General features: G+C 49.5%; 16 protein-coding genes. 9 read left to right on the top strand and 7 right to left on the bottom strand.

Going from position 1 to position 19283, the window contains the following annotated elements:
• The first annotated feature begins 174 nt into the window (after nucleotides 1-174).
• The 3 genes from B5F71_RS14355 (at nucleotide 175) to B5F71_RS14345 (ending at nucleotide 5147) form a co-directional block, all read left to right on the top strand.
• Complete coding sequence (locus tag B5F71_RS14355) at nucleotides 175-3288, top strand: efflux RND transporter permease subunit (protein ID WP_087211536.1); 3114 nt, start codon at nucleotides 175-177, stop codon at nucleotides 3286-3288.
• Between the two features lie 234 nt (nucleotides 3289-3522).
• Nucleotides 3523-4806 carry a TolC family protein gene (locus tag B5F71_RS14350; protein ID WP_087211533.1) on the top strand — a complete coding sequence of 428 codons (1284 nt, stop codon included), beginning with the start codon at nucleotides 3523-3525 and terminating at the stop codon, nucleotides 4804-4806.
• 116 nt (nucleotides 4807-4922) lie between these two features.
• Complete coding sequence (locus B5F71_RS14345; protein ID WP_022039793.1) at nucleotides 4923-5147, top strand: winged helix-turn-helix domain-containing protein; 225 nt, start codon at nucleotides 4923-4925, stop codon at nucleotides 5145-5147.
• A 281-nt stretch (nucleotides 5148-5428) separates the two neighbouring features.
• On the opposite strand, the gene B5F71_RS14340 is transcribed toward B5F71_RS14345, so the two are convergent.
• Nucleotides 5429-5767, bottom strand: a complete 339-nt coding sequence (locus B5F71_RS14340) for a translation initiation factor (RefSeq protein ID WP_022039794.1) — start codon at nucleotides 5765-5767, stop codon at nucleotides 5429-5431.
• A 114-nt stretch (nucleotides 5768-5881) separates the two neighbouring features.
• Between B5F71_RS14340 and B5F71_RS14335 the strand changes: the two genes are divergently transcribed.
• The 3 genes from B5F71_RS14335 (at nucleotide 5882) to ispF (ending at nucleotide 7727) form a co-directional block, all read left to right on the top strand.
• Nucleotides 5882-6532 carry a redox-sensing transcriptional repressor Rex gene (locus B5F71_RS14335; RefSeq protein WP_087211531.1) on the top strand — a complete coding sequence of 217 codons (651 nt, stop codon included), beginning with the start codon at nucleotides 5882-5884 and terminating at the stop codon, nucleotides 6530-6532.
• Between the two features lie 101 nt (nucleotides 6533-6633).
• Nucleotides 6634-7251, top strand: coding sequence for a fumarylacetoacetate hydrolase family protein (locus B5F71_RS14330; RefSeq protein WP_022039796.1), 618 nt, complete (start codon nucleotides 6634-6636; stop codon nucleotides 7249-7251).
• A complete protein-coding gene (ispF, locus tag B5F71_RS14325; RefSeq protein WP_022039797.1) occupies nucleotides 7248-7727 on the top strand; it encodes a 2-C-methyl-D-erythritol 2,4-cyclodiphosphate synthase in 480 nt (159 codons plus the stop codon). The genes B5F71_RS14330 and ispF overlap by 4 nt, the downstream gene beginning before the upstream one ends.
• 318 nt (nucleotides 7728-8045) lie before the next feature.
• On the opposite strand, the gene menA is transcribed toward ispF, so the two are convergent.
• The 6 genes from menA to B5F71_RS14295 form a co-directional block, all read right to left on the bottom strand.
• Nucleotides 8046-8927, bottom strand: a complete 882-nt coding sequence (menA, locus tag B5F71_RS14320; protein ID WP_022039798.1) for a 1,4-dihydroxy-2-naphthoate octaprenyltransferase — start codon at nucleotides 8925-8927, stop codon at nucleotides 8046-8048.
• Nucleotides 8928-9043: 116 nt separating this feature from the next.
• The gene (locus B5F71_RS14315) at nucleotides 9044-11536 is read right to left on the bottom strand and encodes a zinc-dependent metalloprotease (RefSeq protein WP_087211528.1); all 2493 of its coding nucleotides are present in this window, start codon (nucleotides 11534-11536) and stop codon (nucleotides 9044-9046) included.
• A 4-nt stretch (nucleotides 11537-11540) separates the two neighbouring features.
• The gene (gene nadD, locus B5F71_RS14310) at nucleotides 11541-12143 is read right to left on the bottom strand and encodes a nicotinate-nucleotide adenylyltransferase (RefSeq protein WP_022039800.1); all 603 of its coding nucleotides are present in this window, start codon (nucleotides 12141-12143) and stop codon (nucleotides 11541-11543) included.
• Nucleotides 12125-12307 (bottom strand): hypothetical protein, encoded by a 183-nt coding sequence (locus B5F71_RS14305; protein ID WP_022039801.1) that lies wholly within the window; start codon nucleotides 12305-12307, stop codon nucleotides 12125-12127. Before B5F71_RS14305 ends, nadD begins: the two co-directional genes overlap by 19 nt.
• A 169-nt stretch (nucleotides 12308-12476) precedes the next feature.
• Nucleotides 12477-13043 carry a guanylate kinase gene (gmk, locus tag B5F71_RS14300; protein WP_087211526.1) on the bottom strand — a complete coding sequence of 189 codons (567 nt, stop codon included), beginning with the start codon at nucleotides 13041-13043 and terminating at the stop codon, nucleotides 12477-12479.
• Nucleotides 13044-13167: 124 nt separating this feature from the next.
• Complete coding sequence (locus B5F71_RS14295; RefSeq protein WP_022039803.1) at nucleotides 13168-14043, bottom strand: YicC/YloC family endoribonuclease; 876 nt, start codon at nucleotides 14041-14043, stop codon at nucleotides 13168-13170.
• A 319-nt stretch (nucleotides 14044-14362) separates the two neighbouring features.
• On the opposite strand from B5F71_RS14295, the gene B5F71_RS14290 reads away from it, so the two are divergent.
• From B5F71_RS14290 to B5F71_RS14280, 3 genes are all read left to right on the top strand, one after another.
• The gene (locus B5F71_RS14290) at nucleotides 14363-15067 is read left to right on the top strand and encodes a SprT family zinc-dependent metalloprotease (protein WP_087211547.1); all 705 of its coding nucleotides are present in this window, start codon (nucleotides 14363-14365) and stop codon (nucleotides 15065-15067) included.
• Nucleotides 15068-15253: 186 nt separating this feature from the next.
• Nucleotides 15254-16411: an MFS transporter AraJ gene (gene araJ / locus B5F71_RS14285; protein WP_087211523.1), complete on the top strand. Its 1158-nt coding sequence runs from the start codon at nucleotides 15254-15256 to the stop codon at nucleotides 16409-16411.
• Nucleotides 16412-16497: 86 nt separating this feature from the next.
• On the top strand, nucleotides 16498-19095 hold the full coding sequence (locus B5F71_RS14280) for a TIM-barrel domain-containing protein (RefSeq protein WP_241148614.1): 2598 nt from the start codon (nucleotides 16498-16500) through the stop codon (nucleotides 19093-19095).
• Nucleotides 19096-19283 lie beyond the last annotated feature (188 nt).

Genomic DNA, 19283 nt, shown 5'->3' with positions numbered 1-19283 from the left:
GATGAGTTTTTGAGGCATTTTCGCTTCTGTGATGAGGAAGATAGCGGGCTATCTGACGAAGAACAGGAGCGGAAAGGACCAAAAAATCGCCCAAAGCACACACGAAAAAGGATACATCAAGCCAAGAAAAACTTTTTGGAGAAATTCAAAACAGCTTCTTAATATAAGAGACTTATGGAAAAGAAAGAAAAACGTAACTTTGTGGAATGGGCGATGCACTACCGGCAGATTGTTATTCTTGTAGTGACCTGTCTGGTGGCATTCGGTGTGTACAGTTTGCCCGAAATGCGTAAGAATGAGTTTCCCGACTTTACCGTGCGGCAGGGAGTCGTGGTAGCTGTGGCTCCCGGAAATACGGCGCAGGAAATGGTGGAGCAGGTTACCAAACCGCTGGAAGAATACATTTTCACTTATAAGGAAGTAAAAAAGGAGAAAACTTTTTCGAAAAGCCGCGACGGCATTGTTTACATACAGGTGGAGCTGAACGATGACCTGACGAACAAAGACGAGTTCTGGAGCAAGTTCAAGCATGGCGTGTCGCAGTTCAAGGCACAACTGCCCGGCAACGTGCTGGCACTGGTGGTGCAAGACGATTTCGGCGATACTTCCGCCCTGCTGATTACGATGGAGAGCGAAGACAAGACCTATCGCGAACTGGATGACTATATGGACCTGCTGCAAGGCCGCCTGCGCCGCATCAACTCCGTAGGACGCATGACGGTGAGCGGGATGCAGAACGAACAGATATCGGTTTATCTTGACCACGACCGTCTTTCGAAGTACGGGCTGAACGAACAGACGCTTGCCCTTGGTCTGATGCAGAAAGGTTTCACCACCAGCGGCGGGCGCGTGAAGGACGGCAGCATGGTAGAGCCTATCTACGTCAGCCGCTCACTCAATACCGTGCGCGATGTGCAGGAACAGATAGTCTATACCGATCCGCAGGGCAACACCGTGCGGCTGAAAGACGTGGCACGGGTGGTGCGTGAATATCCCGACCCCGACAGCTACATCACCAACAACGGCCGTAAGTGCCTCCTGCTCTCCGTCGAGATGAAGAAGGGGCAGAACATCGTGGCAATGGGCGATGAAATCAACAAGGTGCTGGACGAGTTTCAACAGGAATTGCCGGCGGATGTCAGTATCTTCCGCATCACCGACCAGCCGAAGGTGGTGGGCGACAGTGTGTCGAACTTCCTGCACGAACTCATCATTGCCATCGTGGCGGTGGTCATCGTGGTGATGCTCCTGTTGCCCTTGCGTGTGGCATTGGTGGCTGCATCTACCATCCCGATTACCATATTTATATCGTTGGGACTGTTTTATGTTTTCGGTATCGAGTTGAATACCGTGACGTTGGCTGCGTTGATAGTCACGTTGGGTATGATTGTGGATAACTCCATTGTCATCATCGACAGCTACTTGGAGAAGCTGGGCGAAGGGATGTCACGCTGGCATGCTTCCATCTACAGTACCATGCACTTCCTCAAGTCCATTTTCTCCGCTACGCTCGCCATCAGCATCACGTTCTTCCCGTTTCTGTTTACGTTGACGGGTATGCTGAACGAGTTCGTGCTGAGTTTCCCGTGGGCGGTTTCCATCGTGTTGGGCGTGTCGTTGCTCGTGGCTACGCTACTTGTGCCTTTCATGCAGTTCTGGTTTATCCGCAAGCCTATGGGAGTAAAGGTGAATAAAGACGGCAAGAAGCCGTTCAACTTCCTCGACCTCTTGCAGAAACATTACAACTGGCTGTTCGGCAAGTGCTTCGCTCATCCCAAGATAACGGTGGCTGTCGGCGTGGTTTCTATCGTGGTGGGTTCTGTGATGTTGACTGGTTTGCCCCAACGTATCCTGCCTGTGGCAGACCGCAACCAGTTTGCCGTGGAGATATACCTCCCTACAGGTACGGATGTGGATGTGACGGCACAGGTGGCGGACAGCATGGAACACATCTTGAGCCAAGATCCGCGTGTGGTCAGCATCGCCTCTTTCAAAGGATGCGCCTCGCCCCGTTTCCAGACGGCATACGCACCCCAAATACCTGGCACCAACTATGCACAGTTCATCGTAAACACTACCGGTGTGAAGGACACCGAGGCACTTTTGGCGGAATACACACCGAAGTACACCGAATACTTTCCCGGTGCCCGCGTGCGTTTCAAGCAATTAAGCTATAGCGAGGCTGTCTATCCCATCGAGGTGCGTCTTAGCGGTGAAGATTTGAGTATGGTGAAGCAAGATGCGCAGACCGTGCTCGAAGTCCTAAAGCGGATGCCGGGACTTATCCTTGCGCAGACCGATTTCAACGAGCCGTTACCTGCCATTGCCGTCAATCTGAAAGAAGACGAGGCAACCCGCTTAGGCGTGACCAATCTGGGGCTGGAGTCTACCCTTGCCATGCGTTATGGAGACGGGTTGGCGATAGCTAATGTATGGGAGGGCGATTACGACATTCCCGTCAAGCTGAAAAGCGAGAAGGCGGATCGTGCCTTGCCTGTTGAGGTGAAGGACGAACTGATACCTGTTGCTGCCGGACTTGCTGATGTGCCTTTGCGGCAGGTAGCCGATGTGGTGCCCACGTGGAAGGAGGGACAGGTAGTGCGTCGCAACGGAATCTACACCGCTACCGTGCAGGCTGACTTGGCTGTCGGAGAAAATGCCCTGAAAATGACTGCCAGGGTGCAGGAGATGATGAAAGGTGTCGAACTGTCTGAGGGGGTGACGGTCAGCTACGGCGGTGAGATGGAGAAAACCGGTGAGATGATGCCGCAAATCATGGGTGGACTGATGTTGGCAGTTGCCATCATCTTTTTCATCCTTCTGACTCACTTCCGCAAGATCAGCATTGCCTTGCTTATTTTCGGCAGCATGACACTCTGTGTCTTCGGTACTGCTTTCGGTGTATGGATTCAAGGTGTAGACTTCAGCATCACTGCTATTCTAGGCGTGGTGAGCCTCATGGGTATCATTGTGCGCAACGGCATTATCATGATAGACTATGCCGAGGAGTTGCGCGTTACGGAACACATGACTGCCAGCGAAGCTATCTATCATTCCGCCCTGCGGCGTATGCGTCCTATCTTCCTCACGTCGGCTGCCGCCTCGATGGGTGTTATCCCGATGATACTGGGCAAGTCGAGTCTATGGATGCCGATGGGTACGGTCATTTGTTACGGTACACTCATCACGATGTTGTTCATTCTTACTGTCTTGCCGTGCTTGTACCTGCTTACTTTCCGGGGCAGCAGCAAGAAACGTGAAAAATGGGATGCCTTGGAGCAACAGTGATACTCTTGTTAGGGTGTTGATGATATCCCATGTATGGGGTCGGATACACCTTATATTATATATAGAATGCAAAACAGAAATTGAATATCCGTAAACATCTCCTGTAGGAACGTATCGCATACGCCCGAATGCGCCAACTGATCCACGTGGATGTTTTCAGGGCGTATGCGATACGCCCCTACAGGGCAATTGGGTAAAATGCGGATATTCATTAAACAGAAATAACGTTGAAAGATGAAACATACAAGTAAATGCTTTTTGATGGTTTGGGTATGGGGCTGCATGGCTGCCCCGCTTGCCGCCCAGCAGGTTTACACACTGGACGAATGTATAGAAAGTGCTTTGCAGAACAATGCCCGTATGAAAAATGCCGAAAACGACCTCACTTCCGCCCGGCACCAGCGCAAGGAGGCGTTCACCAACTATTTCCCCAGCATCAGTGCTACGGGCGGAGGCTTCCTGTCCTCCACCCATTTGTTGGGTATGGAGATGGGACCCGGTATGTCGTTGGGATTGATGAAGGATGGTCTAGTGGGTGGCGTTACCGCTTCGATGCCCCTCTTTACCGGAGGGCAGATAGTGCAGGGCAACAAGCTCTCCGAGGTAAATGTGGAGAAATACCGCCTCTTGGGCAGGCAGGCGGAGAACGAAGTGAAGCTCACCGCCGAGCAATATTACTGGCAAGTGGCGATGCTGAAGGAGAAGCTCCGCACGCTGCACGTGGTGGAGGCGCAGCTGGCGGAAATCCTGAAGGATGTGGATGCCGCCGTACAGGCGGGCGTGACCAACCGCAACGACCTGCTTCAGGTGCAGCTGAAGCAGAACGACACGCGCAGCACACGCATCAATGTGGAGAACAGCCTCGCTCTGTCGCGCCGTCTGTTGGCGCAATACATCGGTACGCCGGGTGACAGTGTGGATATAGACTTCGTAGTGGCAGATTCGCTACCCGAACCGCCCGATGCGCTTTACCGTCGTCCCGATGAGTCGCTTGCCCTTACTCCCGAATACAACTTGTTGCAGGCAAAGCTGAAGGCAAGCCGCATTGAGCGGAAGATGACGCTTGGCAAGCAATTGCCTACGGTAGCGATAGGCGGCGGATTTGTTTATGATAACCTGCTGGACCGCGACCGCAACTATTGGGTGGGCTTCGCTACGGTAAGCGTGCCTCTGAGCGGCTGGTGGGAAGGCAGCCATAGTCTGAAGCGCAGCAAGCTGGCGGTGCGTACCGAGGAAAACAACCTGCGCAACGGCAGCGAACTGCTGGTCATTAACATGCAGAACACATGGAATGCAGTGACCGATGCCTATAAGCAAGTACGTATAGCTATCGAGAGTATCGGGCAGTCGGCAGAGAACCTTCGTCTGCAGACCGACTACTATCATGCCGGTACCTGCACCATGAGCGACCTGTTGGAGGCGCAGACTCTTTTCCAGCAAAGCCGCGACCGATATGTGGAAGCGTATGCGCAATATGCGGTGAAGAAGCGTGAGTATTTGCAGTCAACAGGACGTTGACGGACAGGAACGTAATGGCTTTTTAACCAAAAATTCTGATGAAAGGAACATTGCTTTTCACAAAGAAACCTTAACTTTGTGTGCAATTAAATTAGAACCAGCTAAAATTTCGTATTATGGACAAAACAACAATTGGAACAAATGCAGGCATTGTCTGGCGCACGATAAACAGTAGCGGCAGATCCTGGAAGTATGAAGAGTTGAAGAAAGAAACACAACTTTCCGACCGCGATCTGAATGCGGCTATCGGATGGTTGGCGCGTGAGAATAAGATTGAATTTGACTCTGAAATGCCCGATGGCGAAGAAGTGATGCACGTAGAGATGAACGTGTACTTTTGAAAACAAAGACACAATGAATAGTCCGGTTTGTGAATTGTATAAATCGGGCTATTTTTTATTTATGCGTATCGCACACTCATGGCACAGAACCTACTTCTTCTGTGCCAGTGGCATAAACTCCAAAGGCTCCCTCAAACGAACATAAGTGATACGACCGACTCACTTATGTGAAACGCCCGGGTTACTTATGTTAAACGGTCCACTCACTTATGTTCATCAGAAGGTATGCTTGAACGCATGTCAAACCAAGAAAACTTTTTGTAGAAATTCGAAACTGTTTCTTATTTTGTTTGTGTGTAGCCTTCAGTGTGCAATATGTCTATAAGGCGTTGTTTCATATCGCCTTGTATCAAGATTTCTCCGTCTTTTACAGAACCGCCTGTTCCGCATTTTGTCTTGAGAAGCTTGCCTAAAGCATTCAGGTCGGTTTCGGTACCGATGAATCCTTTGATTACGGTTACGGTTTTTCCTCCTCTTCCTTTCCGCTCGATGTTGACACGCAAAGGTTGCCGGTTTTTCTCAAGGGTAGGTGTCTCTTCTTCACCTGTTTCTTCGTACTTGAAATCAGGATTTGTGGAGTATACAATGTTCAGCCGGTCTTTCCAATCGTTCTTTTTCATGTGTGATGGTTTAGAATGTGTCCAAAGTTAAGTACATTTTTCAATATTCGTGTAATATTTACAAATAAATCGCTTATTTTTGCGGAAAGAGAATAATCGATTAACTGAAGTTGGATGGCAATATGTACGCATAAAAATACAGACAAGGTTCCGGAACCTACCTTGAGGCGGCTTCCTTGGTATCTTTCGTGTGCGAAGCTGATGCGGGAGAAAAATGAAAGGTTTGTTTCGTCTACCCAGATTTCGAAACAAATCAATATCGATGCGTCGCAAATAGCGAAAGACCTTTCGTATGTAGACATTGCCGGACGTACAAGGGTAGGTTATGAAATAGATGTATTGGTCCGGGTGTTGGAGGACTTTTTGGGATTTACCAATCTGCATCGTGCTTATTTGTTTGGTGTCGGAAGCCTGGGTGGTGCTTTGTTGCGCGATTCGGGTCTGGTGCATTTCGGCTTGCAGATAGTGGGAGCATTCGATATCAATCCCGACTTGGTGGGCACCGAAATCAACGGCATTCCTATTTATCATACCGATGAGTTTGAAGCACGTATGCAGATTGACCTTGTAAATATCGGTGTGCTGACAGTACCTATTTCCATATCGCAGGAGATAACCGACAAGATGGTGGCTGGGGGCATCAAGGCAGTGTGGAACTTTACTCCTTTCCGTATCCGGGTGCCCGAACATATCGTGGTGCAGAACACATCGTTGTATGCTCATCTGGCGGTGATGTTTAATCGGTTGAATGAGATGAATACTTGAACTCACTACAGATTGCACAGATTTTTAAGCCGGAGTGCAAAAGCAGAGATACGGTCTTTATCCTTTTATCTGTGTAATTTATGGTGAAAAGAAAAATATGTATGAAGATTATAGCAGTAGGAATGAATTATCCGTTGCATTGCAAAGAACTGCACGCCACGGAACCTTTGCCGGAAGAACCGGTCATCTTTATGAAGCCAGATTCGGCTCTTTTGAAAGACAGCAAACCTTTTTTTATTCCTGATTTTTGCCGGCAGGTAGATTATGAGACGGAACTGGTAGTGCGTATCTGCCGGTTGGGAAAGAATATAGCCGAGCGTTTTGCCTGCCGTTATTACGATGCCGTAACGGTGGGCATTGATTTTACGGCACGCGATTTACAACACCGGTTTCGTGCAGAAGGTAAACCGTGGGAGCTTTGCAAAGGTTTCGACAATTCGGCGGCTATCGGCGATTGGGTTCCGGTGGAGCAATTCCCCACAATTCAGAATATCCGTTTTCACCTTGATATTGACGGACAGACGGTGCAACAGGGAAACACGTGTGATATGATTTTCACGGTCGACCGGATTATTGCTTATGTGAGCCGGTTCTGTACGTTGAAAATAGGCGACTTGCTCTATACAGGTACTCCAGTCGGGGTAGGACCGGTAGCGATAGGCAATCATTTGGAAGGATATTTGGAAGACAGGAAAGTATTAGATTTCAATATACGATGAAGATACGTACAGGATTCGGATTTGATGTTCACCGTCTGGTGGAAGGACGTGACTTGTGGTTGGGTGGAATTTTGGTCCCGCATACTTTGGGCTTGTTGGGGCATTCAGATGCCGATGTATTGATTCATGCCATTTGTGATGCTTTGCTTGGAGCAGCCAATATGCGCGATATCGGGTATCATTTCCCGGATTCGGCAAGTGAATTTGAAAATATTGATAGTAAAGTGTTGCTTCGGAAAACTGTTGGACTCATAGCATCGAAAGGATATCGCATCGGGAATATCGATGCCACGGTATGTGCCGAGCGTCCGAAACTGAAAAACTACATCCCACAGATGCAGAAAGTGTTGGCAGAGGTAATGAACATTGATGTGGATGATGTGTCCATCAAGGCGACCACAACCGAGAAATTGGGCTTTACCGGTCGTGAGGAAGGCATCTCGGCGTATGCCGTAGTGTTGATTTCGAAGGATTGATTTTTGAACACAGATATACGGAGGCACAGAGAGTTTTTTAGAAGCTGTTTTGAATTTCTCCAAAAAGTTTTTCTTGTCTTGATGTATCCGTTTTCGTGTGTGCTTTGGGCGATTTTTTGGTCTTTTTCGCTTCTGTTCTTCGTCAGATAGCCCGCTATCTTCCTCATCACAGAAGCGAAAATGCCTCAAAAACTCATCCCAAATCATCGCACGATAAATTCAAAACAGCTTCTTATTCTTCTCTGTGTCTCCGTGTTGGGGGCGTAAGTGAAACAAAAACCTTGTCACCTTGCCAATTATACTTCGACGCCTTGAAAATCAGAGCAGCAAACCGGCAGAGAGCAGGATGCCGAAGAAAAACATGTTGCGGGAAGTTTCACCTAAAATAGCGTTCAGGGCCTTGCCTTTGCCGATGCGTGCCATACGGACTGTGGTAAGGATGTGTATCAGCAGGTAGAGCTCGGGTAGGATGCTTGCCCATAGTTTTCCTTGACCAACAAAATAAAAGCAAAGCCAGCAGGCTGTCAGCCCCAATAGGAAATAGACGATAAGTCCTGTTTTTGCTCCGAAGCGGACTACCAGCGTGCGCTTGCCACTGATGGCATCTTGTTCGCGGTCGCGGAAATTATTTACCATCAGCAGGGTGTCTATCACCAGTCCACAGGCTAGTGAAGCGATGGTGACAGAGCCGTTCCACGTGTGTGCCATTACATAATATGTGCATCCTACAGGCACGAAGCCAAAAAACACCAGTACCAGTATATCGCCCCATCCGTGGTAGGCCAGGGTAGTATAGAGGTAAGCGAACACCAGACAGGCAATGCCCACCGGAATCATCTCCCATCCGCTATAGTAAAGCAGGCAAAGTCCGCACAGGGCTGCCAGTGCAGTGGTGAGGAGGATGCCTTTCTTCATGTTTTGAGGCGTTATCCAGCCTTGTGCACAGGCACGTTCCGGTCCAAGACGGTCTTCGCGGTCGCTTCCTTTCAGAAAATCGTATAAATCGTTGATGAAGTTGGCATCTATTTGCATCAGGAAGGCAAACAGGAAACACAGAATGGCTGGAGTAGCCTGAAAATGTCCGTGTGCTTCTGCCAAGGCACATCCTATCATCACCGGGATGGATGCTGCTGTCAGGGTCTTGGGACGTGCAGCCAGTATCCAGGCTTGAAGTGAGTTGGGTTTTACATCTTCGTTCATAGCTTGTTTCATATTATGGGTTTCATTACAGAGAACAGAGATACACAGAGGGGTATTGGGGAAACGCTGGTTAGGCTTATTCCCTCTGTGTATCTCCGACTCTTTATGGTAGATAATCATTTATTCGACAACGCGTCTTCTATCAGTGCCTGCAGGTTTTCGTAATGACTCTTGGCAATGCCGGTCGTTTGGGCGGCTGCGCTTTTCACAATACGTTGCAAGGCGATAAGTTCTCCGCGGGCAATAGCCGGAGATTCCGAGTAACTCAGGCGGCGGTTCGCTTTTTCGGCTGCTTCTTCTTGTGCTTTGTCTAAAAGTCCTATTAAATCTTTTATGTAGGCTTTTTGCATATTCCGGCGGAAAATATCCGAACGCGACGGATTGTTCCAAATAGTCGTGTGCAGGTCGGCGAAAAGTTGCGAAGCGGTGTATGCCTGTTTGCCGTTCAAGGCTTCGTTTTCGCTCATCTTGTCGAACGTGTTCTTGTTGAGCAGACGGGTAAGGATATTTGATTGGAGCGAGCAGATAGCGTTGACAGGCAAGATGCGCGCTTTAGCTATCAAGTCACGGTCGATAAGCCATGTGGGTGTGGTAAAGAGCTGTTCGTTAAGGAAAGCTACGGCACGCCGTTGGATGTCGGCAGGTACGAACTCGCGTGCTACGGCATTGGTCTGTTCTACGGTGATGGGAGTAGAATAGATTCCTGCCACGTTTTTTGCCACGTGTCCCATATAGCGTGCCAGCTGGTTGATTACTTGTGTATAGATTTCAGCGGCACCGGCATACGATTTATTGGGTTCATGACTCCATTTTTCTATTTGCGGTACAATCCGTTTCAGATTTTTGATACCGTATGCACTTGCCAGCATTGAGTCGTCTCCCAAGTCTTCACTTTGATTTCGAGGGTCATTAGGGTCTGATTCCGTGCCAAAAGTATAACGTATGTCTTCGTTCAGCTTGGCGATGATGGAGCTGTTGGAGTAATCTGTTTCTTCTTCGGGAGTCTTAAACCGGGGAAGCCAGCGGTAGCCCCATTCGATTGCCCATTTGTCGTATATACCGATACGTGGAAAAATACCCTTTCGTGTGATGCTGTCTTCAGGTTGTGCTACGTAGTTGAAGCGTGCATAGTCCATGATGGAAGGTGTGTGTCCGTTAGCTTCCACCCATGCCTTGTCGCGGAGTTTTTCTACCGGAACGGTGTGCGAAGAACCGAAGTTGTGGCGTAGTCCGAGGGTATGCCCTACTTCGTGTGAAGAAACAAAGCGGATGAGTTGGCCCATCAGTTCATCATCGAACTGCATTTTCCGGGCAGCTTCATCAATGGTTCCTGCCTGAATCATATACCAGTTGCGCAAGAGGCTCATAACATTATGATACCAATTGATGTGTGTCTCCAGAATTTCTCCGGTACGCGGGTCATTGATGTGCGGTCCGCTGGCATTAGGGATGTCCGAAGGTTTGTAAACGATGGCTGAATGGCGGGCATCTTCCAGACTCCATGAAGGGTCATCGGTGGGGGCTTCTTGGGCATAGATGGCGTTTTTGAATCCAGCTTTTTCGAATGCAACCTGCCAGTCGTTTACCCCTTGTATCAGATAAGGTACCCATTTCTTCGGTGTGGCAGGGTCGATGTAAATGACAATGGGTTTCTTCGGCTCTACCAGTTCGCCGCGCAGATAAGCGGCTTCATCTTTCGGTTCCAGTCGCCAGCGCGTGATGAGTTGTTTGTATTCGATGCCTTGTGGGTTTGAGTCGAAATCGGTATAACGTACGGTGAAATATCCCACACGCGGATCGAACAGGCGTGATTTCATCGGTGTTTCGGGCAGGAGCACCAATGAGCTGTTCAGTTCATAGGTAAGTGGAATGTCCGAACTTCCAGTTTCCAGGAAACCGGCTCCTTCGGCTTTTTTGCGGCTATAAGTCATTACATTGCTTATCTCGATGTTTTGCGGGAAGGCTTTCAGCGTGTCTACATACGAAGCTTCGGCGTTGAGAGCCTGCAAGCCGATATAGTCTTTGTCGCCTTTTTCAAAAGTGAAGAGCGGGTTTTCTTTCTTCAAGTATGTTCCGATGTTGAATACATAACTTCGGTGAAGCGAATCTTTGCGTACACTTTCCAGCTTGAAGCTTGCCACGATGGGCTGGATGTTCGAGTTTAGTACCGACTGGTACATTCCTTCTTTGTCTGCGGAACGTTCGCGATAGGATATTTCGCGTACCAGCAGGTTGTTTTCCGTACCAGTCTCGAAACGTACGACCTTGCTTCCTATGATGTCGCCCGGATAACCCACGCGTGATTTCTGGCGCGAGGCAGGCGCTTTGCTGATGCGGTTTACTATCAGAATGTCGCGCCCGAGCATGGAGTCGGGGATTTCAATGAAATAATTGTTAGCTACCTTGTGTACGGTCAGAAATCCGTGTGTGCTCCTGGCTTTGTCGGTGATGACTTGGCTGTAAGGTTTCAGTCCGTTTTGAGGAGCCGGTTTCTCTACTTTTTCAGTTTGTGCTTTTTTTGCCTTCTTCTTGAATATTTTGGCTTCAGCTGGCGATGAGGCTATCAGGAGAGCCGCCATTATCCATATAGGCAATATTGCTTTTTTCATATGTTTATGGTTGGTTAGAAGATTGATACAGATGTTTCTCTTGAATAATGCGGTATACTTCCGGATGTACGAAATAACGGATATCCCTTCCTTCGGCAAGTGCTTGACGGATGAAGGTGGAGCTGATTTCGAGTAGGGGCGTTTCTACCGCCTTGACTTGTGTGTATGAGGCAGGAATTGTCAGGTCGTATCCACGGCGCGGATAAACTCTGATGGAGTGGTTGCGCAGGATTTCTTCGGGGGCACGCCACTGGGCAAACTTAGCCCAGTTGTCTGCCCCGATGATGAGGATAAAGTCCCGTTCGGGATAAGTCCTGGCAAGTTGTCGTAGCGTATCGACCGTATATGACGGGCGAGGCAGTCCGAACTCGAAGTCGGAAGCACGGAAATGTGGATATCCGGCTATGGCGGCTTCTACCATTTCCAGCCGGATATAGTCGTCCAGCAGATGATCACCTTTCTTGAATGGGTTTTGTGGTGTTACCAGAAACCATACCTCATCCAGGTCTTCATATTCGCACAAATAATTGGCAAGTGCCAGGTGCCCGATATGAATGGGATTGAATGTCCCTCCGAACAGTCCGGTCTTTATACGAGTTTTTTCCATTTGAAAAAGTTTACTACTTGCCATACGGCTACAAGAAGCATGGCTGCGGCAATGATGTACTGCTGTTTGGCAAGAGCTACGATGCCTACGGCAAGAGCTGCCAATGCTATCACGATAGCTACAATCATTAGGATACTCAGGAGTTTTTTCGGGTCTTTAGGCATAATGTTTGAGCTTTAGTTTAAACTCACTATAGAAGTCTTTTAACTCTTAAGAAGAAGCTGTTTTGAATTTCTCCAAAAATTGATGTATCCGTTTTCGTGTGTGCTTTGGGCGCTAAATTTAAAACAGCTTCTTAATCATTAAATTCTTCCGTGGTAAAAGAGATTTATTTTATTGTGCCAAGAATTTCCGGATAGCTTCCAAGGCTTGGGTTTCGGCTGCCTCCAGATTGTCGTTTACGATGACTAGGTCGAACTTGGGTGCATAACTTAGTTCGAAACTGGCTTTGGCTATCCGGCTTTCTATCGTTTCGGGTGAGTCGGTGCCACGTCCTTCCAGACGTTTGCGCAGTTCGTCTATTGAAGGAGGCTGGATGAATACCGACAAGGCACGTTCTCCGTAGAACTGCTTGATGTTGCATCCTCCTACCACATCCACATCGAAGATGATGTTCTGGCCTTCGGTAAGCTGTTTTTCCACTTGCGATTTCAAGGTGCCATAGAACCGGTCGGGATATACCTCTTCGTATTCTACGAATTCACCGTTGGCAATGCGTCGTTTGAATTCTTCCGGTGTGAGAAAGAAGTATTCCACTCCGTTCTGTTCGGTTCCGCGTGGCGGGCGGCTGGTAGCGGAGATGGAAAATTGCAGGTTCAGGCCTTGTTTCAGCAGGTAGTTGATAATGGTCGATTTACCCGAGCCTGAGGGTGCTGAGAATATGATAAGTTTTCCGTTCATGTTTTTATTCTTTTTTAGTTGACAAGGTAACAGGGTGACAAGTTGACAAGGTTCTGAATAGTTTTACTTAATGGCATTTAAAGCCTTGTCAACTCGTCAACTTGTTACCTTGTCAACTTGCTTTTTACATTACGTTCAACACTTGTTCCTTGATTTGTTCCAGCTCGTCTTTCATCTGCACCACGATGTTCTGCATCTGTGCGTGGTTTGACTTGCTTCCGGTGGTATTGATTTCGCGGCCCATTTCCTGGGCGATGAATCCCAGTTTCTTGCCTTGTCCGTGTCCGCCGGCAAGCGTTTCACGGAAATAGTTCAGGTGATTGGCCAGACGTTGTTTTTCTTCGTTGATGTCCAGCTTTTCAATGTAATATATCAGTTCCTGTTCCAGCCGGTTCTTGTCGTAGTCCACTTTGACCGTCTTTTCCAGTGCATCGGTGATGCGTTCGCGTATTTTGTTCACCCGTTCCTTTTCATAGTTTTCCAGCGTGTGCAAGAGACGTTCGATGTTGTTCACTTTCTCGATGAATTTCTTTTCCAGTGCGGCTCCTTCCTGTTTACGGAAGTCTGTCAGGTGTTGCAGGGCTTCGTCGATGGCTTGGCTGGCTGCTTCCCATTCTTCGTCTGCCAGTTCCTGCACTTCCACCCGTGTCAGGACGTCGGGCATGCGCAATAGCGTGGCAAACCAGTCGTTAGGTACCGGTATGTGATACGTTTCGGCAATGGAAGAAATTTGTTTGTAATAGTTTTCTACCAGTGCAGCATTGATGGGTGTAGCTGTTTCGCCGGCATCTTTCTCTATCCAGATAGAAAAGTCTACTTTTCCCCGTTCCAATGTTTTGGCAATGCGGTTGCGTATTTCCATTTCCTTTTCGCGGTAGAGTGGGGCGATGCGTGTCGACAGGTCAAGTGCCTTGCTGTTGAGAGATTTGATTTCAACGTTTATTTTTTTGTCTCCGAATGTTACGGTCGCTTTGCCGTATCCGGTCATTGATTGTATCATACGGTTCGATTTTGTTAAGTCTTGCAAAGATAGGGAATCTCTGCCAACCTGCCAAATCTCTCTCCCCGTCTAACAGGGCAAACGCATCTAATTTTTACTAATTTTTGCAGAGCACCGTTCCCTGCACGTACGTCTTCGGGATTCCCGAACAGTTTGCGCGAATGTCCAGCTGCAGATAATCCTCTCCGTCATTGAGGATAATCTGCAAAACGGAGATATCTTCACAGGCAGTTTCAATTGACTGAAACTGCCTGTGAAGATAACTGAAATGGCAAAGTTAAGTATATCTTCATTTTTTTATACCTTTGCTGCCGTTATGATAGCTAAGAAACAAATTGTAAGTGATGCCGATTTCGGGCAGATATTCATCGTGACCCGCCGTACGGTGCGCAATGTCACGATGCGGATGAAAGAAGACGGGCTGCATGTCACCACGCCTCCTTTCCGGAGCGTGAAAGCGTTGCTCGACGTAATCCGCCCTTTCCGTGAGCGCTTGCTGAAGTTGAAGGCAGATGTGTCTCCCAAGCCTTTCGATTGGGATTATAGGCTGGAGGCGGAGTGCTTCCGGTTGTGGCTCGAACCCGGCCGGCTGAAGCATTTCACCGTGCGCTCCGCCGAAGAGGGAGTAAAGATTTGTTGTCCCGAAGATACTGACTTTTCGGACAAACGGGTACAGACGTTGGTGCGGAATGCCATAGCCCGTGCCTTGAAGAAACGGGCGGAAGAGTATCTGCCTCCGTTGGTGGCATGTTGGGCAGAACGGTACGGATTGTCGTATCGGACGGTGAAGATTACCAAGGCACGCTCCCGGTGGGGAAGTTGCTCGTCGGAAAGGCATATCAGCCTGTCGTATTACCTGATGCTGCTCCCGGCGCATCTGATGGATTACGTGGTATTGCACGAGCTGGCACACACCCGCGAGATGAACCACGGTCCCCGCTTCTGGGAGTTGCTCGACCGGATGACGGAAGGGCGTGCGCTGGCATTGCGCAAGGAGTTGCGTGCATATCGTCCGGTGTTTTGAGCTTGTTGTGCCTTGCTGTTGATGTATGTCAAAAAATGCGTATGCTTTGTGTTCCCAGCCGTTTATGTTTGATGAATTTCCTTTACCTTTGCATCCGTTTTGAATATTCACCACAGATTACACAGATTAAATCAATTATAAAATCTGTGTAATCTGTGGTGAAAAAACACAATCAGGATAATCCGTATGAAGAAAAGTTTGATGGCATTGGCTTCCGGCACGCTGGGCTTAGGAATTGCCGAGTTTGTAATGATGGGCATTCTGCCCAATGTGGCCCATGATTTGGGCATTTCTATCCCGCAGGCAGGACACTTTATTTCGGCATACGCCATTGGGGTGTGCGTAGGTGCTCCGTTGACCGTAGTGGTGGCACGTACCCGTCCGTTGAAGCAGATATTGTTGGGACTGGCGATGATTTACATCGTAGGGAATCTGTTCGCTTCGGTGTCGGTGAATTATTGGATGTTGCTCCTGATGCGCTTCGTTTCGGGATTGCCTCACGGGGCATTCTTCGGCGTAGGTTCCATCGTGGCGGAACGGGTGGCGGATAAAGGAAAAGCTTCGCAGGCGGTAGCGTTGATGATAGCGGGGATGACCATTGCCAACCTCTTCGGAGTTCCTTTCGGCACGTTGTTGAGTAACCTGTTTTCGTGGCGCTTTCCTTTCGTGTTCAATGCCCTTTGGGGAGTCTTGATATTCTATCTGATTTGGCGTTGGATTCCGTATATGCCCGCTCTGCCCGATGTAGGGTTGAAAGGTCAGTTCCGTTTCCTGAAGCGGCTGGCACCGTGGCTGATTATCCTGACTACGATGTTCGGCAACGGGGGCATCTTCTGCTGGTTCAGCTATGTCACACCGCAGATGATTCACGAAGCAGGTTTCTCGCCCCATTCGATGACTGCCGTGATGATGCTTGCCGGATTGGGCATGACCATCGGTAATCTGGTGGGAGGCAAGTGCGGCGACCTTTACGGGCTGGCTCCGGTAATCCGTGTCACGCAGATGGTGATGGTATTGTCATTGCTGGGCATCTTCTTCTTTACCCGCAATCCGTACCTGTCCGTCATCCTGATGTTTGTCTGCACGGCTTGCCTCTTTGCGGTCTCTCCTCCCCAGCAATTATTGCTTTTGCAGAACTCGCGCGGCTCGGAGATGATGGGAGCGGCGTGCGTACAGATCGCTTTTAACCTGGGCAATGCCGTGGGTGCCTATCTGGGCGGATTGCCGATAGACGCCGGTATGGGTTACCGTTATCCGTCGCTGGTAGGTGTCTTCATCGTGCTTCTGGGGCTGGGGTGCATCTCGGTGTATGTGAGACGGTATGGAAAGAGTGCCATCGGATGATAATACGGTTTTTTCTGCCCTTCGTTTCTTTTGCTTTTCAGATATATGTCTTAACTTAGGAGCTGTAATCCAAAAAAAGTTATAGCATGATGAAGAAAAGAATTTGTTGGGTACTGTTCGTTTGTCTGTGTTTTACGCTGGGATGGGCACAATCTGTCCGTTCGTACCGGCAGGCAGAGGATAGTTTGACTGTGGTGTTATCGGAAGGGGAAATACGACTTTATCCGTTGGCAGACAATGCCGTACGTGTGAAATATGTGCGTCAGGAGCCTGTGTTGCCCGATTGGGTGTATGTGGGGAATGACAAGCCGGTCTGGTCGGTGAAGGAAACCGGTGAAGAAATTACGTTGGGTTTGCCCGGACTGGTGGTACGGATAGACAAGGAAAAAGGAACGCTTGCTTATTTTACGCCGGAAGGGAAACCGATATTGCAGGAAAAAGAGCGGCAACTGGTGGCTTCATCGGTACAGGGAGAACCTACCTGGTGTGCCGCTCAGTGTTTTTATTCGCCTGCTGATGAAAATCTTTTCGGACTGGGACAATTTCAGGACGGGCAACTGAATGTGCGGGGACTTTCGCGCCGGCTTACACAGGTCAATACCCAGATAGCGGTTCCTTTCGTATTGTCGGATAAAGGTTACGGCATCTTGTGGAACAATTACGGCTTGACCGAATTCAATCCTGCAGACAGCTTGATTACGTTGACGCGTACGGTTTCAAGCGGTGATGCCGAGACGGTAGATGTGACTTCTGCTGAGGGAGGAAAGCAGGAGGTGCGTGAGCGGTTCGTTTTTACTTCGTCACTGATTATTCGCGAGTCTGGGCGCTACGCCGTGATGCTTGATGTGGGGCAGACCATGGCGCGCAGGCATCACTTAAAGATAGGCAATCAGACCGTATTCGATATGAAGAATCTGTGGTTGCCTCCTACGGCTTCTGCCATTGTCGAATTGGAGGCTGGAGTGTATCCGGTGGAAGCCGAATTGGAAAAAGAAGACCGGCCGAAAGTGTATTACCGGAAAGTAACAGATGAAACCGTGTTCCGTTCACCTGTAGCAGAGGCTGTCGACTATACCGTGTTTGCCGGAAAAGCTGATGAGGTGATTGCGGCATACCGTCGGGTGACAGGTGAGGTCCCGATGATGCCTCGATGGGCACTGGGCTATATTCATTGTCGGGAACGTTTCCACGGTCAGGATGAAATAGTTCAGACCGCTACACGCTTCCGTAACGATAGTTTGCCGATGGACGTCATCGTGCAGGATTGGCAATACTGGGGAAAGTATGGCTGGAATGCCATGCGTTTTGATGAATCCGGTTATCCCGACCCCAAGAAACTGGTGGAAGATGTGCATGCATTGGATGCCCGCCTGATGCTTTCGGTGTGGTCGAAGATAGACCCGGCATCGGAGGTGGGCAAACTGATGCAGGGCAAGGGTTATTACATTCCGCAGACTTCGTGGATTGACTTCTTCAATCCCGATGCAGCTGCTTATTATTGGGAGAACTTCAACAAACGTCTTTTGAAACCTTACGGGATAGATGCCTGGTGGCTGGATGCGACGGAGCCGGAGAACGACGACTTGCTGGGGCGGAAGGTGTGGAACCAGACAGTGCCGGGCGAGGTGTACCGCAATGTCTATCCGCTGCTGGTGAACCGTACCGTATACGAAGGGTCACGCCGTGAGATGCCCGACCGGCGGGTGATGCTGTTGACGCGAAGCGGTTTTCCCGGCATGCAACGGTATGCCACGGCAACTTGGTCGGGCGATGTGGGGCATGATTGGGAAACGCTTCGCCGGCAGATTGTGGGCGGTCTGGGCATGGTGGTGTCGGGACAGCCTTGGTGGACATACGATGCAGGCGGTTTCTTCCGTCCCGGGCAAAGCCAGTACACCGATCCGGCTTACCACGAATGTTTCCTGCGCTGGCTGCAGGCGGGCGTATTCCTGCCCTTGACCCGTGTGCACGGTTATCAGTCGGATACCGAGTTCTGGAATTATGGCGAGGAGGTGGTCGTTCTTGCCCGTCGGGCGTTGGACACCCGTTATAGCCTGTTCCCTTATATTTATTCGGAGGCCGCACGCACCCATTACGGGGGAGGAACCCTGATGCGTCCGTTAGTGATGGACTTTGCCGGCGATTCGCTTGCCTTGGCGCAGAAATACGAATACATGTTCGGACCTTCGCTGCTGGTAGCCCCGGTGGTAGAGCCGGGCAAGAACCGTTGGGAGGTGTACCTGCCGCATGTGCAAGGCGGATGGTATGACTTCTGGACCGGTGCGAAAACCGCTGGGAACGGGACTTGGGAGACCGTGCCGGTCACACTGGAACAAATTCCGGTCTTTGTCAAGGCTGGAACCATTCTGCCATTGGCTTCGGGCAAGCCGCAGACTACCCGTGAGGCTGCCGATGCCGGCTGGACCGTCCGGATATATGCCGGAGCCGATGCCGCTTATACCGTTTACGAAGATAATGGCATAGACTATGCTTACGAGCAGGGTGCGTATGCGCTCGTCCGTATGGAATGGGACGAAGCGAAGGGCGAACTGACCATCCATCCCCGTGAAGGTTCGTTCCCGGAGATGAAAGCTGTCCGTCCCCTGCGCATCATCCGCTATGCGGGCGACAGACAGGAAAAACAAGTGATATACAAAGGGAAGAAGCTGACGGTGAAATTCTGAGAGGTTGTTTTTTCTAATAAGTTTGCTTGGGCAGATACGAACCAATATATGATTGAACGGTTCAGTATCTGTTCCAAGTTGTCTTCTTTTTATGTTCTCCAATTGAAAACCGTACGGTTTCCATATCGAGAACGTACGGTTTTCAATTGGAGAACGTACGGTTTTGATATGGAAACCATAAAAGGATG

The sequence above is a fragment of the Bacteroides sp. An269 genome, assembly GCF_002159755.1.
Lineage (GTDB): Bacteria > Bacteroidota > Bacteroidia > Bacteroidales > Bacteroidaceae > Phocaeicola > Phocaeicola intestinalis.
The sequence above is the reverse complement of the archived record's forward strand: the minus strand, read 5'-3'. Positions and strand labels throughout refer to the sequence as shown.